The sequence below is a fragment of the Streptomyces sp. NBC_01463 genome, from assembly GCA_036227345.1.
Taxonomy (GTDB): domain Bacteria; phylum Actinomycetota; class Actinomycetes; order Streptomycetales; family Streptomycetaceae; genus Streptomyces.
Window position 1 is genome coordinate 8769887 of record CP109468.1, and the last position, 16530, is coordinate 8786416.

The 16530-nt window shown below is 70.8% G+C and carries 9 protein-coding genes; 2 read left to right on the plus strand and 7 right to left on the minus strand.

The window, feature by feature from the left end:
• Positions 1-16: 16 nt before the first annotated feature.
• Positions 17-3601: a S8 family serine peptidase gene (locus OG521_38495; GenBank protein ID WUW26346.1), complete on the plus strand. Its 3585-nt coding sequence runs from the start codon at positions 17-19 to the stop codon at positions 3599-3601.
• Between the two features lie 95 nt (positions 3602-3696).
• Here OG521_38495 and OG521_38500 read toward each other — a convergent pair whose 3' ends face one another.
• The 3 genes from OG521_38500 to OG521_38510 all read right to left on the minus strand — a co-directional run bounded on the left by OG521_38500 (position 3697) and on the right by OG521_38510 (position 7908).
• Positions 3697-5157 (minus strand): M20/M25/M40 family metallo-hydrolase, encoded by a 1461-nt coding sequence (locus OG521_38500; GenBank protein WUW26347.1) that lies wholly within the window; start codon positions 5155-5157, stop codon positions 3697-3699.
• Positions 5150-6214 (minus strand): DUF917 family protein, encoded by a 1065-nt coding sequence (locus OG521_38505; GenBank protein WUW26348.1) that lies wholly within the window; start codon positions 6212-6214, stop codon positions 5150-5152. Before OG521_38505 ends, OG521_38500 begins: the two co-directional genes overlap by 8 nt.
• A 71-nt stretch (positions 6215-6285) precedes the next feature.
• A complete protein-coding gene (locus tag OG521_38510) occupies positions 6286-7908 on the minus strand; it encodes an OPT/YSL family transporter (GenBank protein ID WUW26349.1) in 1623 nt (540 codons plus the stop codon).
• Positions 7909-8161: 253 nt separating this feature from the next.
• Between OG521_38510 and OG521_38515 the strand changes: the two genes are divergently transcribed.
• Complete coding sequence (locus OG521_38515; protein ID WUW26350.1) at positions 8162-8944, plus strand: IclR family transcriptional regulator; 783 nt, start codon at positions 8162-8164, stop codon at positions 8942-8944.
• 5 nt (positions 8945-8949) lie between these two features.
• On the opposite strand, the gene OG521_38520 is transcribed toward OG521_38515, so the two are convergent.
• From OG521_38520 to OG521_38535, 4 genes are all read right to left on the minus strand, one after another.
• Positions 8950-9630, minus strand: a complete 681-nt coding sequence (locus tag OG521_38520) for an AroM family protein (GenBank protein ID WUW26351.1) — start codon at positions 9628-9630, stop codon at positions 8950-8952.
• A gap of 186 nt (positions 9631-9816) precedes the next feature.
• Positions 9817-12741, minus strand: coding sequence for an FG-GAP-like repeat-containing protein (locus OG521_38525; protein WUW26352.1), 2925 nt, complete (start codon positions 12739-12741; stop codon positions 9817-9819).
• Positions 12741-15275: a S8 family serine peptidase gene (locus OG521_38530; GenBank protein WUW26353.1), complete on the minus strand. Its 2535-nt coding sequence runs from the start codon at positions 15273-15275 to the stop codon at positions 12741-12743. The genes OG521_38525 and OG521_38530 overlap by 1 nt, the downstream gene beginning before the upstream one ends.
• A gap of 180 nt (positions 15276-15455) precedes the next feature.
• Positions 15456-16475 carry a DUF389 domain-containing protein gene (locus tag OG521_38535; protein ID WUW26354.1) on the minus strand — a complete coding sequence of 340 codons (1020 nt, stop codon included), beginning with the start codon at positions 16473-16475 and terminating at the stop codon, positions 15456-15458.
• Between the last annotated feature and the right edge of the window lie 55 nt (positions 16476-16530).

A 16530-nucleotide genomic window follows, 5' to 3' on the forward strand; every position in this document is an offset into this window, starting at 1 on the left:
GATGAGGAATGCAGACGTGAACCGACACAGAACACCCCGGTGGCGAGGACTGCTCACCACCGTGCTTGCCACGACCCTCGGCGCCCCCTTCCTGGGCGCCCTGCCGGCCGTCGCCGCCGACCCCGAACCGGTCCCGCCGAGCACCCTGCAGAGCAAGGCGGACAGCGCCCTGCTCAAGGACTTCACCCGGCACGACAAGGTCTCGTTCTGGGTACAGCTCGACGCGCAGGCCGACACCTCGGCCGCGAAGAGAGCCACCACCAAGACAGGTCAGGGCCGCGCAGTCCTGAAGGCCAAGACCGCCTACGCCAGAAGTTCGCAGCAGGGACTCACCGCACTGCTGAAGCAGGCCGACGCGTCCTACACGTCGTACTGGATCAGCAACACGGTCAAGGTCACCGGCAGCAAGGCCCTGGCCGCGAAGATCGCCGCCCGATCCGACGTCGCGTCGATCGAGGCCGACGACACCGTCCCGCTCCCGCCCGCGGTCAACGGCACCAACGAGGCCAAGGTCGACGGCATCGAGTGGAACATCGACCGCATCAACGCCCCCAAGGTGTGGAACGAGTACGGGGTTCGCGGTGAGGGCACGGTCATCGGCAGCATCGACACCGGCGTCGACTACCAGCACCCCGCCCTCGCCGCCGCCTACCGCGGGCTGAAGACCGACGGCACGTACGACCACGCCTACAACTGGTTCGACGCGACCCACACCTGCGGTGCGGCACAGCCCTGCGACGATCTGGGGCACGGCACCCACACGATGGGCACCATGGTCGGTGAGGACGGCGCCGGTAACTCCACAGGCGTCGCACCCGGCGCCCGCTGGATGGCGGCCAAGGCCTGCACCCCGCAGGGCTGTCCGCGCGACGCGCTGCTCGCCGCAGGGCAGTGGATGGTCGCGCCGACCGACGCCGACGGGGAGAACCCGCGCCCCGATCGCGCCCCCGACGTCATCAACAACTCATGGGGCTCCGACAGCCTGGACACCTGGTACCAGGCGATGGTGCAGTCGTGGCGGGACGCCGGGATCTTCCCGGCCTTCTCCAACGGCAACGCGGGATCGTACTGTGACACGGCCGGCTCCCCGGGCGCCTACACGAACACGTACGCCTCGGGTGCCTTCGACAGCAACAACAAGATCGCCTCGTTCTCCTCGCGCGGACCCGGCGTCGACGGCACCGTCAAGCCGAACATCGCCGCCCCCGGCGTCAACGTCCGCTCCGCCACCCCCGGTGGCGGCTACGCGGCCAAGTCGGGCACATCGATGGCCTCACCGCACACCGCGGCCACCGTCGCTCTGCTCTGGTCGGCGGCCCCGGCACTGCGTGGTGACATCACCGCCACCGAAGCGGTGCTGAACAAGGCCGCGATCGACGTCGACGACACCACCTGCGGCGGCACCGCGGCCTTCAACAACGTCTACGGCGAAGGCCGGCTCGACGCGTACGCCGCCGTCAACGCGGCCCCGCGCGACCACGTCGGCGCCCTCACCGGCACCGTCACCATCGGCGGCGAGCGGACCGCCGACGTCGAGGTCTCCGTGGCCGGTCCCACGCACGCCACCCTGACCACGAAGAAGGACGGCACCTACGCCTTCCCGCGGCTGGTCTCCGGTGCGTACACGGTGACCGTCAACAAGTTCGGCTATGTCACCGACACCGCCGAACTCACCGTCACCGACGGCGGTTCCGCCACCCACGACACGGCGCTCGCCACCGCACCCACGGGCACCCTGACGGGCACCGTGCGCAGCGAATCCGGCACCGAGGCCGACGTCGCTATCAAGGTGCAGGGCACCCCGGTCCGCGCCACGACCGCAGCCGACGGCAGCTACAAGCTGACGCTGCCCGTGGGCGGCGATTACCGGATCAGCCTGACCCCACTGAACCACTGCGCGGCCACCATCGGCATCGTGACCGACGTCGCCACGGGCACGGCCACCAAGGACGTCGCCCTCGCCACCCGCACCGACGCCTTCGGCACCACATGCCGTCAGGTCTCCGAGGAGTTCCCCGCGGGCGACACCAGGCTCGGCATCACGTCGTACACGGCCGTCACCCCGCCCTTCCCGGTCGCCCTGTACGGCCACACGTACGACAAGGGCTGGGTCACCCGTGACGGCCAGTTGATCTTCGGCTACCTCTCCCTGCTTGACAACACCCCGCTGCCGGACAAGGCCCCGGCCAACGGCGCGCTCTCCCCGTTCTGGGACCAGCTCGCCATGGATGCCTCCTCCGGCATCTACACGGCGGTACGCGGCAACGCCCCGCACCGTGAGTACGTCGTCGAGTGGCGCGACATGCTCATCGCCCGCGACACGACCCGGCGCATCGGCTTCGCCGCGGTGATCGGGGAGGACGGCACATACACCTTCCACTACAAGGGCATCGACCCGAGCGCCAAGGGCTTCGAGCAGGCCACCGGCGCCACCATCGGCGCCGAGAACCACGACGGCACCGACGCCCTGCAGTACTCGTACGACCAGCTCTCCGTCCGCGACGGCATGGCGATCAGCTTCCGGCCCGAGGGTCACGCCGTCGTCTCCGGCACGGTGACCGACGCCAACGACGGCAAGCCGGTCGCCGGCGCCACCGTCACCGTCACCCGCGACGGGACGAGCGTCGGCACGGCGACCACCCGTTCCGACGGCGCGTACCTGACGCAGGTCCCGGTGGACGCGGCAGCCGACCACAAGGTCACGATCACGGCGCCGCACTACGCCACCGCGACCCGCACGGCCGAACTGGGCAGCCTGTCCGCGCTGCGCACCGAATCCGCCCTGACCACGGGAGCGGTGCGGGCCGACAACGGGTCCGGGTGGCAGCTGGTCGTTCCGGCGGGCGAGCAGCGCCGGCGCACCCTGACCCTCACCAACGGCGGCTCGTCCGCCGCGTACACCGTCGCGGAGAAGTCCGGCGCCTCCTGGCTGAAGATCGCCCCGGCGTCCGGCACGTTGGGTGCCGGCGCGCGGCAGCAGGTGACGCTGACCTTCGACACGGCCGCGGCCAAGCCCGGCACGGTGTACTCGGGAACCCTCGTGCTGACATCGGAGAGCGCCCGCACACCGTCGCTCTCGCTGCCGCTGAAGCTGGTCGTCCCGGCGTACCAGAAGGGTGTGGACGTGGGTGCGGACACCGCGTCCCTGGACGCACTCGGAGACACCTGGACCCAGGACCGGCCGTACGTGGAGGGCTCGTTCGGGTACGTAGGTGACAGCACCGCCCTCACCTACACCCGTAAGGACATCGCGGGTGCCGGCAGCTCCCAGGAGCAGCAACTGCTGCGTTCGGGCCGGGAAGGCGTCAGCGAGTACCGCTTCGGTGCCGTCCCGAACGGCGTCTACCAGGTGGAGCTGGGCTTCGCCGAGCCGGCGGGCGTGAAGCCGGGACAGCGTGTCTTCGACGTGACGGCCGAAGGTGTGGAGAAGGTCGCGGACGTGGACGTCCGCCTGGAGTCGGGCGGTGCCCGGACCGAACTGTCCAGGACGTTCACGGTCAAGGTCACCGACGGCCGGCTGGAGGTGGGCTTCAAGGCGGTCACCGGCACGACGCTGGTCAACTCGATCCGGGTGACCCAGCGCCCCGACCTGACGAGCTGATCCAGCCCGTCCACAGGCGCGAACGGGCCCGCCCCGGAAGCATTCCGGGGCGGGCCCTCGCGATTCCACGCGTCGTTCAGCCCGCGGGGGCGGGCTCACTCAGGCCGGGGCCGGAGGGCGTAGTCGTTGAGGATCAGCGACAGGCTCGACGTGAGGCGTCGTGCGTACGGGACATGGAGGGACTCGTTCGGGCCGTGGGCGTTCGCGCCCGGGCCCAGCACACCGCAGGCCAGGAACTGCGCCTCGGGGAACTGCCGGGTCAGCTTCCCCATCAGGGGAATCGTGCCGCCCTGACCGATCCGGGCGACATCCGCCCCGTCGAAGCAGGACCGGCTCGCCGCCGACAGCGCCGCCCGGAGCCACGGTTGTTCGGCGGGTGCGTGCCAGCCGTCGGCGACGACCCGGTCGGGCGTGAACCGGACCGACGTGCCGTACGGCGGGTCCGCCTCGAGGATCCGGCCGACCTCCGCGAGGGCCGCCGCGCTGTCCACCGTGGGCGGCAGCCGCAGCGAGACCTTCACACGCGTGTGCGGACGCAGCACGTTGCCCGCCGATGCCACCGGAGGAATCCCGTCCGCTCCGGTGACCTCCAGACTGGGGCGCCAGGCCCGGTTGAGGAGAAGCTCCTCGGGATCGCGCGTCACCGGGGACGCGTTCCCGTACCAGTCGAAGCGGCCCCAGACCTGCTCGCCCAGCAGCGCCGCCGCCTCACGTGTCTGGGCCCGGCGTTCGTCCGGCACCTCGCAGTGCAGAACGTCCGGGCGCAGCGCACCCGTCGCGCCGTCCTCCAGCCGGTCCAGCAACCGCCGCAGCACCCGGAACGACGACGGCACCACACCGCCCGCGTCCCCGGAGTGCGCGCCGTCGCCGAGGACCCGGACGTCGAGCGTCCCGCCGCAGGCCCCGCGCAACGACGTGACCAGCCACAACCGTTCGTAGTCGCCCGCACCGGAGTCCAGGCAGACCACCAGGCCCACCTCGCCGATGCGCGGCGCGAGCACGGCGAACCAGTGGTCGAGGTCGGGGCTGCCCGACTCCTCACCGGCCTCGAACACGCCGACGCAGCGCGGCCGGGCCGCGCCCTGCTCGGCCAGCGCCCGCACCGCGGTCACCGACGCGGGCAGCGCGTATCCGTCGTCGGCGCCGCCGCGGCCGTACAGCCGGGTGCCGTCGAAGACCGGTTCCCACGCGGTGCGGCCCCCGGTCCATCCGTCGCCCTCGGGCTGCTTGTCGAGATGGCCGTAGAACAGGACGGTCTCCTGGGCCTGTGTGCCCTCGCCCGGTATCTCGAAGAAGATCAGCGGCGTACGTCCGGGCGCGTGCAGGACCTCCACCCGCAGGCCGGGCAGCGGTACGTTCCGCAGCCACGCCGCCGCCGCGTCGACGGCCCGGTCGAGGTGGCCGTGGGCCTCCCAGTCCGGGTCGTACGCGGGGCTGACCGCCGGGACGCGGATGTGCTGCCGTACGAGGGGGAGCACCTCCGTCTCCCACTGGGCGTCACAGAACTCCCGTACGGAGCCGTCCTCGGCGACACCGGCCGGGGCCTGCTCAGGCATCGGAGAGGACCCGTGCGGCCGGGGCGAACTCGATGCCGAGCAGCTCCTCCACCGGCGCGTACACATCGGGCATGTACATCGTCCGGGAGAGGAGGAGGTTCTCGGCCGGGGCGACCAGGACGCTGACCTGCTTGCCGACCTCGACGTGTGCCGACGCGAGCGGCTGCCCGTCCTCGTCGAACGTCGTGATCAGATCGGGGAACGTGGCCCGGCGGACACCGGCGACATCGAGCGCCATGTACTCGTTGACGATGTACAGGGTGGTGCGCGCCGCGTCGTCCAGGACCGCGACGCCCACGTCCAGGCCCTCCCGCTGCTCGCAGCGGTACTCGCGCACCGTGCCGGTCACGGCGATCTCGCCGCCGAGATGCTGGGCGGCGCCGAGCACACCGCCCGCCAGGAAGCGGCGGCCCAGTTCGATGGCGGAACCGATCGCGCCCGGGGCGCCGTTGCGCACCGCGTAGCCGACCTCGACGGGGTTGCGGGCGACGCCCACCCAGCCACCCGCCTCGACGGAGGCGCGCCGGACCACGTTCGACGTGGCGTCCAGACGGCCGGAGACCGAGCCCTCGACGTAGGCGTACGGCTTGCCGCCCGCGTAGCCCTGGGAGGAGAGGTAGCCCTCCTCCTGATGCAGGCCCATCGCGCCCATCACGCTGGAGGGGTGGGCGCGGCCGTTGCAGGCCAGGTCGATGACGGGGAGGCCGGTCATCGCGGAGTGGAACCAGCCGTTGATGGTGGTCTCGGCGCCGTTCTCGTTCGTGTGAATCGCGACGAGCGGGCGCGGCAGGTCACGGCGGAGCAGTTCCAGGGCGCGCAGCAGGTGCGTGGGCAACACCTGCGGGTCGGGCGCCGCGGGGGCGCCGACCAGGGCCACCGTCGCGGTCAGGTCGTCGGCCGCGAACTCGTCGGCCGACCACAGCTCCGGTATGCCGATCTGGAGGGCCAGTTCGGCGGTGCGCAGCCCCCGCTCGACGAATCCGCCGCCGCCTCCGCCGAGTACGGCACCGCCGTACACGGCCGCGCGGATGTCGTCATGGGTCAACTGTCGCTTCACGGGGTTCTCCCAGGGTGGTTCTGTACAGGGGTGCGAGAGGACGTACGGGCCGTCCGGCTGGGCCCACTGGCCTACTTGGCGGCCTTGAACACGCCGTTGCCGAACGAGTAGAGGGCGTCACCGGCGATCGCGCCGCCGGCGAAGACCTCCAGGTCGTCCTTGGCCTTCGGGCCGAGGACGCGGGGAGCGAGGACGCGGACGGCGATGCCGGCGGCGACCATCCAGCCGGCCATCGGTGTGGTGATCAGCAGCCCGGTCGCCAGCAGGATGCCGAGCTGGCGCTTCGAGCCGCCGATGAGCTGCACGATCGCGCCGGGGATCGCCCACAGGGCGAGGTCCCGGGCGGTCTCCGCGGACGGGCCCGCCTTGATCGCGGCGACGTACGCGGCATCGATCGGGGCGGTCTGCCCGTTGTCGAAGAACATCCGGTACGAGACGAGGACGACGACGATGGCGACGCCGAATCCGATCATGGCGGCGATCAGCTGCTGACGGCGGCCCTCCATTTCGAAGGCCGGGTCGGCGTTCTCGCCGCGCAGCAGATAGCCCGCCTTCAGGTCGTACCCCATGTCGGCGAAGGCCGGGCCGGTCGCGGCGGTGAAACCGGACAGCACGACGAGCGCCTCGGGCGGGAAGCCGATGAGGATGCCGAGCAGCAGCGTGATCAGGGCGATCGCGAAGGCCGGGAACCAGCCCGAGTGCATCGACGCGATGCCGACGAGCAGTTCGTGCAGGAACGCGGCGACGGAGGCGTACAGCAGGAAGCCGATCAGCATGCCGGGGCTCATGTGCGTGGCGGCACCGGTGCCGAACGCCAGCAGGACCGAGATCACGAGGTAGGCGCCGAAGCCCAGCCGCATGGAGCGCCCCAGACGCCGGGCGCCTTCCGGCGCGCCGGCCGCGCGGGTGTCGTCCGCCGGGGTGCGCCGGACCTTCACGATGGTGCGGCCGACCTGGACCAGGGCGACCAGACCCGCCCCCATCATCATGCCGTGAGGCAGGTACATGGCGCCCAGGTCGAGGCCGAACAGCGGGTCGGCGTACTGGTTGAACAGCAGGCCGACACCGAAGGCGGCCATGGCACCGAAACCGCCGATCAGGGCCACGCCGAACGCCGACATCGGCAGCGTGAACGCGGCTCCGACCAGGCCGGTCACCAGCCCCAGGCCGAGCACCTTGGCGCGGCGCCCGCCCTCGTCGCCGGCCTTGATGGCCTGGGCGGCGGCCAGACCGGGCGGCCAGGGGTTCTTCGCGGGGAACGCCGGGGTGTCGTACATCCGGTAGAGCAGCCAGGCGTCGACCAGCATGGCGGCGGAGACGCCGATCAGCATCGGGATGATCATGTCGTCCATCCCGAACAGGAACGGGATGCCGATCGGCAGGAACAGGCTGTTCGCGGCGCCGAACGTGGCCGAGGAGATGCTGGTCTGCGCGAGGTTCTGGGCGTGCACCGAGCGGAATCCGCGGAACCAGACGAGCGGTACGCGAGCCAGCGTCATCGCGGCCAGCGCGCCGATCAGCGAGGTGCTCGGGGTGACGCCGAGCGTGGCGAGCAGCTGTACGCCCACGATCGCGCCGAACACGCTGAGCACCACGGTGAGGATCAGGTTGCCGGGCGCGAGGGCGCGGGGATGGCGCAGGCCCTCACTCGCGGAGTGCGAGGTCTCTGCCTGGGGAGAGGCGTCAGTGCTCATGGGTCTTCGGTGCTCCCGTACGGGTGGGCGCCTTGTCAGTCGCCTGGGAAAGTTCTAAAATATGGAACAGCATCTGAATATCTGGATCTCTTTGGATCATCCATATGGCGCATTCCGCCGTCAAGGGCTGAGCCGGGATTCTCGAAATGTGGGCGGTCCGGAGTCGCGGACGAGGGGCGGTCGAGGGGGCGCCCGGGCGCCCTTTACGATCGGACGACACGACTCGGGTGAGCTCGGGGGAGGCGGGAGAACGGTGAGCACACTCGCCAACGCGCGCGATGTCCTGCAGTTGATGGCACGTCTGCAGCGCGACCTGACCGTGACGGATGTCGCGGGGGCGCTGGGCCTGCCCAAGAGCTCCGTGTCGCGGACGCTGAGCATGATGGCCGACTACGGCTTCCTCGACCGCGACCCGACGAGCCGCGCCTACCGCCCCGGCGTACTCGTCATGGAGGCCTCATACCACTTCCGTGCCTCGCGCAGCACGGCCTCGCTCCTGGAGGAGGAGCTGGCCAGGCTGGTCGCCGACATCGGGTACACCGGATACGTGGACGTGCTCGACGGTCCCGAGTCGCTCGTGCTCCACATGCGGCTCGGGACGACCGGCGCCCTCCAGGCGTACACCCCGGCCGGCACCCGGGCCCCGGCCTACGCCAGCTCCATGGGCCGGGCGCTGCTCGCCCGCCTGGACGACGCGCAGGTGCTGCGCCTCGTCGACGCGCGCCTGGAGCAGAGCACGGGCTCCGCCCCGCGCACCCCCGGTGAGCTGACCTCCTGCCTGGCCCGCGTCCGTGCCGACGGCTGGGAGTCATCCCGCGGCGAGTACGTGCCGAACGTCGCGGGCGTCTCCGCCGCCGTCCTCGACAGCGACACCGGGCAGATCTTCGGCATAGGCGTCGCGCTGCCCGCGCCCGAGCTGCACGACGGGAACGCGGCCCGCTTCGGCCGGGCGGTACGGGACGCCGCGCTGCGCGTCGGCAAGCGCATCGGCGACCCGTACTGGCTGCGGTACGTCGAGACCGACGCCGACCGCTGAGGCCCTCAGTCCAGCAGGGGGCCGAGGGCGGCGCCCACCACCGCACCCGGCGTCAGGACCGGCACGGTGAGCCCCGCCGCACGCAGTGACCGGCGGTGCCGCACCCCGTAGCCCATGCAGTCGAGCATCAGGACGTTCGCGCCCGCCTCGAGATGGGTGCAGGCCGCCGCGAGCAGGGCCGCGTCGTTGTCGGCGTACGGCGAGGCCGTGGTGAACGCGGGGTCCGGGACGACGGACCGCCACTTCTCGCGCGCCTCGGTCACCTGCTCGGGCAGTGGTACGACGAACCCGACGCGGCTGCCCCGCAGGACGGTCCCGACATATCCCGTGACCAGGGCATCCGGCTCGACGAGCCGTGCCCGCCGGGTCCGCAGTCCGGGGAACGCGCCGGTGCACAGGAGCACGACGACGTCGGCGCCCGCGTCCTCCACCTGATCGACACGGGTCTGCAGCCCGGCCCCGACGGCTTCGGCGTCCAGGGTCACGGAGCTGCCGTCGGCCAGTCGGCTCAGCAGGGTCGCGCGACCCGCCGTCGCCCCGAAGCGGAACTCGGCCTCCTGGCGGGTCAGACCGTCGAGCACACCGGCGTGCCGGACGTGTGCGTTCGCCGGCAGGTGTGCCTCGATGGCTTCGGACAGGTCCGGACGCGGGGCCTGACCGATGGTCAGGAAGGTGAGCGTGTGCACGGCGCCTCATCTTTCATGAGTTCCAGATAATGGATATGAGTTCCGAATTAAGGTAGTCGGAGGCTCCGCGTGTGGGTAGAGGTCCGTGACGCCCGGACACTCACACGGCCTCTGCACGCCGCGATCCCCCTGGGCGTGGCCCAGGGGGATCGCGGCGTGGACTCCCGGCGATCAGCCGGGAGGGGGTCAGGACAGCTTGAACGTCGTCATCTGGTGGATGTTGTTGTCCGGGCTGAGGACGCGCCCGCCCAGCTCCTCCGCCATCCGGTCGTAGCCGGTGGTGTTGAAGTTGAGCGAGATCATCTCCTCCGCCCCGTCGCCGTCGAGGTCGACGGCGAGGTAGTTGCGGCCGCCCGATGCGTTACCGGAGCCGAGGGCGCCCGTGAAGGAGTCGCCACTGGTGAGGAGCGCGGGGTCCCACGCCCCCACGCCGCCCTCGACGCCGCCGGCCAGCAGCTTGCGCCCGCCGGGGCCGGTGATGAACTGGGTGGTGCGCAGTGGCGCGGACACCGAGCCCTTGCCGTCCTTGCCGTCGGCGCCGAACACACGGATGGTGCCGAAGCTGGTGGCGAGCAGGCCGTCGTCCGCGTCACCGGTGAAGAAGTTGCCGTGCGACCACGGGCTGCCGGTCACCGTCTGGTGCAGCAGCTCGCCGGTGCGCCCGTCGCGGATCTCCGCGACGACGTAGGCGGACGCGGCAGAGGTCGAGTCGAAGTCCGGCACGGCCTGCACGATCCACGTGTAGACGACGGCGTGGCCGTCGGCGTAGGGGATGTTCGGCGAGGCATAGACGCCGTGGTCCAGCAGCGCGCCGTGGATCTTTCCGTCCACGGCTTCGGCCGGGGCCTTGGGGGAGGCGGTCCAACGGACGTTGCCGTTCTTGCCGTTGAGTGCGACACCGTCCACCGCCGCGGTGTCGAGTCCTATCGCGCCGACGCTGGTGTACTGGGTGTAGACGCGTCCGTCGGCGGCGGTGGTGTCGGAGAAGACGACGTCTCCGGAGCCTGTGGGTGCCGCGTACTGCCAGAGCTTCTTGCCGTTGCCGTTGTAGGCGCGCAGGGCGTCGGTGGGGACGAGGATCTCGTCCTTGCCCTTCCCGTTGACGTCGGCGACGGTGACGGAGCGGACGAAGGTGCCCGCGCTGTTGCCGCCGTCGATGGTGGTGAGGGTCTTGCCGGTGCGTGCGTCGAGGACGACGGTGGCGGTGTCCGCGGCGACGATGATCTCGGGCTTGCTGTCACCGGTGACGTCACCGGTCTCGATGGCGTGGACCTGGCCGGTGACGGTGGCCTGCCACAGCTTCTTCGGCTTGCCGCTGAGCAGCGAGCCGCCCTCGTAGGCCCACACACCGTGCGAGGTTCCGCCGGCGACGACGTCCTGCTTCTTGTCGCCGTCGACGTCGAGGGCCTTCGCGAACGACAGCTCGCCCTGGAGCGGGGTGAGGTTCTGCTCGGCACCCTTGGCGAGGTCGAAGGTGCGGACGTTCTGTTCCTGGTCGACGACCCGGACGTGCTGTCCGCTCTTGTCACTGAAGACCTGCTGGAACATCGGCGACGCGGTGTTGTCCCGGTGCTCCCAGCGCACGGCGCCCTTGCCGTTGAACACCGTCAGGTCGGCCCTGCCGCCACCGCCGGCGTTCTCGGCGGTGTCCATGCCGGTGTCGTTCTGCGCGGAGGCGGCCAGGCTGCCGTTCACGATGTCCAGGCGCCAGGTGCTGGCACCGTCCTCGAGGTTGTCGGCGTTCCGCTTGGTGGTGTGTGACCACAGCGCGGTATCGGGGCTGGTGCCGTCCAGGACGCGGACGGTGGAGGCGTTGACGTAGAGGTCGGGATCGAAACTGGACTCCGCGACCGCGTACTCGGTCTTCTTGGTGCCCTTGAGGTCGCCGATGGTCATGGCCGTGGGAACGACGTTGGAGCGGCTGTCGAGGGTGGCGCGGGCGCCGGTGCCCACGGCGTAGGAGACGATCTCGTAGCGGACGCCGTCGGCGGGGTCGGCCTGTTCCAGGGCGACGAGCCGGTTGCGCGTGGTGTCCAGGTGCAGCTGGCGGCTGTAGAGGGCGCTGTCGGTGTGCCAGCTGACGGACCCGTCGGTCACGTCGAGCACGAGCGTGCGGCTGCTGCTCGGCGTGGTGGCGGTCTTCTGCAGGTCCCAGGAGACCGAGGCCTTGCCGTCACCGGCGGACTCCAGCGCGCCCCAGGTCGCGTCGGTGTGCTGGGTGTCGTAGGCCCAGGTGGTGGTGGGGGTCAGTGCGCCGTCGGCGTAGGAGAAGCGGGTGCCGTAGAGGGTGGCCGTCTCGTCCGCCGGGGCGTTCTGGTTGTACGCGGGCGTGTTGCCGACGAGCAGGGTGCCCTCGACGAGCTTGACCGAGGTCGCGTACGAGTACAGCTTCGACCAGAGCATCTTGCCGGTTCTGCCGTCCAGGACGGTCACGAACGTGCCCGTGGGCAGGGTGGAGCCGGGCGAGGTGATCGGACGGTAGGGCGAGGAGCCGACGCTCGCGGAGAAGACGAGGTCGGGGGTGCCGTCGCCGGTCAGGTCTCCGGCATCGAAGCCCTGGTCGGAGGCGGGGGTGAACGGGCTGACCGCGTTGTAGCCCATCATGACGTGCGCCGGGTAGGGCTCGACCTGCCACACGCGCTGCGGCTCGGCCTGCCAGTCCGTGTAGAGCGAGGCGTTGCTGCGGGCCCAGGCGGTGGTGCCGTCGGCCTTGTGGAGCTGGACGTTGCCGAGGCTGTGGACGGTGAAGTAGCTGCCGTCGGAGCCCGCCGGAATCGTCGCACCGAGACCGCGCACACCCTCCAGGGCGGAGGTGTTGGTGAAGGTGACAGGCGCGGAGGCATCGGTGCCGGCCGCGTCGAGTCCGGAGACCGGAGCGTCGTCGGCGGCACCGGCCGTGACGTCACCGGCGTTGATGGACTTGAGGTTGTCGCCGTAGACGTCGACGCCCATGTGGGTGGCGAGTTCGTCGGCCTGCCGGCTGGTGAGCTTCATCGCGGAGCCGTCGTCGCCGGTGGCGGCGAGGGCGTGCGGGGCCGCGGTGAGGGCGAGGCCGGCGGCCACCAGGGTGGAGGCCAGGCGCAGGGCGCGCCTTGAGGTGCGGGTTGTCATTACTTGGCTCCCTGCGCGATGCGGATGGCGGAACCGTTGGTCAGTACCGTCTGGTTGAAGGAGTACTGGAGGGCGTCGGTGCCGGTCTGGTTCTCGATGCCGACGGTGGCCTTGCCGCCGTTGCCGGGGACGGTCTTGTACTGGAAGGTGATCGCGCCGGTCGCCTCTTCGAAGACGGCCTCGAAGGTGACGCGGTCGGTGCCACCGTCGGCGAAGAGCGCCTTGTTCCACACGATGGCGAAGGTGCGCTTGCCGGTCTTGCCGGTGGTCGCGGTCTGCACGGACGACTTGTTGTCGAGCACCAGGTCGTCCCAGAACGGGGCGACGATGCCGTCGGGCTTCGCTGCGGCGGGCAGGGCGGTGTTGACGTAGTCACCGACACGAGGGGCCAGGAAGTTGATCAGACCGTTCGTGGTGACCGCGGCACTGGTGTAGGAGGCGCCGTAGAACTTCACCGGGAAGGGCAGCGCGATGTTCTTCGCGTCCTCGTCACCGGACACGGCGACCTTCGTCGAACCCGCGATCCAGGCGTACGTGCCCGGGGTGCAGCTGTTGCCGTAGGCGTCGGAACGGGCCGGGAGCCGCACGTTCACCGTCTTGTCGGCGTCGATGCTGAGCTCGGTGCTGTCCACACCGTTGCACCGCACCGGGACGGGCGGGGTGGTGGTGAGGGTGAACGCGCCCTCGGACACCCGGGGGAGTGTGAACCTGCCGGTGGCGTCCGTGGTGACGGCCGGGACAGGTGTGCCCTCGACCGCGACGGTGGCCTTGGCCAGCGGCTTGCCGGTGACGTCCAGGACGGTGCCCGACACGGCGTGCTGCGGCACGGCGTCCAGGGTGATGTCCCGGGTCAGCGACTGGCTCTCGGCGACGGTGACATCGTTGTCGCTACCGGTCGCGTAGCCGTAGCCGCTGTAGGAGAAGTCGTACGTTCCCGCGGCCAGGGTCAGCCGGTAGGTGCCGTCACCGCCGGTGGTCACGCTGCGCGTCGTGCCGTCGGTGGTGGCGCTGACGGTGACGCCGGCCAGGGCGGTGCCGGTGGCCGTGTCGGTGGCCCTGCCGGTGATGGTGGCCGCGATGTGCGGGGCCTTGTCGATGGAGGAGAGGATGTCGAGCTTGCCCTCGCCCCAGACGTTGTTCATTCCGGCGGTGCCGCCGCAGTGCGTGTCGTCGACATCGGAAGCGCCCTGGTTCAGCAGCGCGCGGGTCTCGTCGATCTTCCCGATCAGGGAGGGCGCGGCCGACCACAGGAGCGCGACGGCGCCGGCGACGTGCGGGGTCGCCATCGACGTACCGGACTCGACCATGTACGAGGAGCCGGGCCAGGTGGAACGGACGTCGACGCCGGGAGCGGAGATGTTCGGCTTCATCGAGTTGTCGACCAGCGAGGGGCCGAAACCGGAGAAGCCGGCGATCTTGCCGTTCACGTCGTAGGCGCCGACACCGTAGGCGGGTGCCTGCGAGCCGGGGGCGTGGGCGGTGGAGCAGGTCGCCCCGTCACCGTCGTTGCCGGCGGCGAACGCCTCGAAGATCCCGGCGGAGTTCCACGCCTCGACTATGTCCTGGTAGAAGGTGGTGTCACCGCCGCCCCAGGAGTTGTTCACGATGTTCGGCGCGAGCTCGGGGCGCGGGTTCTGCCCGGTGTGGTCGGTCGGGGCGAGGATCCACTGACCGGCCTTCAGGAGGTACTCGTCCGAGCACTCGTCGCTCTCGCAGCCCTTGGCCGCGATCCACTTGGCGTTCGGTGCGACGCCGACACCGCCCTTGCCGACCATGGTGCCCATGGTGTGGGTGCCGTGGCCGTTGTTGTCGCACGGGGTGCCGTCGGATGCACAGTTCCCGGTCGGGTCGTAGAAGTTGTAGTCGTGGCTGAAGGAGCCGTCGCCGTTGTTGCCCCGGTAGTTCGCCACCAGATCCGGGTGGTTGTACTGCACACCCGAGTCGACGTTCGCGATGACGATGCCCTCACCGCGGTCCTCGTACTGCGACCACACCTGATCGGCCTTGATGTCCTTCACACCCCACTCCGGGGCGTCGTCGGCAGCCGTGCCGCCCGTGGCGGCGGAGACCTTGCTCTCCGTCTCGTCGAGCCTGTAGGTCTGCTCCTTGACGATGCGGGCGACATCCGGCCGCTTCGCGAGCCGGTCGACCAGGGCCTGGTCGCCGGTGACCTGGACGGCGTTGGCGATCCAGTAGTCCTGGTGGCCGACCTTCTCCTTGTCGAGGAAGGTGTTCAGCGACTTCTGGCTGGTCTTCGCGTGGGAGCGCAGCTCGCTGAACGCGGACTTGGCCTTCGCGGCGTGGGACTGCTTCTTCTTGGCGGCGGACAGGTCCGCCTGGTCCTTGAGGACGACGAAGAAGGAGGCCTGGCCGCCGCCGTCAACGGCGTTTAGCAGCGCGGAGTCGACCTTGGGGGACGGCGCGGCGTCGGCTGCCGCGGCCGTGGAAAGCGGTGCGGTCAGCAGAGCGGAGACGGTGAAGGCGGCCGCCGCCCAGACGGCGCGGCCACGCCACGGCGGTTGGTGCAGGTGCATCGGGGTGAGCTCCTCCAGAAACGGTACGGGGGAGCTCGGACACTAGACAGACGCCGTTACTCGGGCATTACAGGGCGGGCTCGCCATTGCCGGACAAGCCCGCCGAGACGGTCCGCCGTCCGCGGTTCTGCGGCGGGACGCCGTGTCAGGGGCTGGTGCCCGGGCGCGGCGTGAACGCGGTCAGCCGATGGCCGAGTCCCGCACGGTGCAGGTGTCGGTGTCCGCCGGGCACCAGTGGGTGCGGCCGCCCACCAGATGCAGTTCGAGATCCGCGTCCCGCATCCCGTTGCGGTCGAGGGCGGCACGCAGCGCGGTGGGTGCCGGCTGGGGCGGCAGCCCGAGTACGCCGATGACCACGACGCCGTTGCGGCCCTCGACGGAGGCGATCTGCCATTTCCCGGTGGCGGCCCATCTCTCGGCGACCGGGCGGGCGTCGGCAGCCAGGGAGCGGTCCCTGGCCACGGTGATCGTCCCGGTGGTCAGGGGCACGGCGATCAGGAGCATGAGCCCCACCACGGCCGCCAGCGAACCACCGTGGAACCGGCCCACGGCGAAGCCCGACTCCTGCGCCACGCCCCTTACGCCGAAGACGAGGAAGACGATCGTGCCGGTCGCCACGATGGCCGCCACGTTCGTCGCGAACAGCAGCGTGGACTCTCCGGCGTCGTGATAGCGGCCCACCGTGAGAAGGAGCCCGGTCACGGCCAGCGGCGGCACCAGGGAGATAGCGATCGCCACACCAGGCAGCGTGTCCGAGATGTCCGCGCGCACCAGCGCGAAGGCGCCCACGGTGCCGGTGGCCAGCGCGGCGAGCAGGTCGATCAGACGCGGGCTGATCCGGGACGTGACCTGGCTGTTGGAAGCGAACGCGTCCGGCGGAGCGGCGATCCACCCGAGAAGCATGCCGACCGCCACCACGGCCAGCGCACCGCCCAGCACCAGCAGTACGCAGCGCACCACCTGCGACCGGTCGGCGAGGACCAGCGCCAGTGCGCTGCCCAGGATCGGAGTCATCAGCGGAGCCACGATCATCGCCCCGATGACGGTCGCCGTCGAGTCGCCGACCACGCCCGCGCTCGCGATGACCGAGGCCAGGACGAGCAGCCCCCAGAACCGGGTCGAGCCGGGGCTGCGCAGCCCCTTCTCGATGAAGAGCGCGTCGCTCATCCGGCGGAGGGTGGCGGCGTCGACGGATGCCATGGGCGTTCTCCTTGCCGAAAACAGCTCGGGGACCAGGCAGGCGCGGACCGGCCCG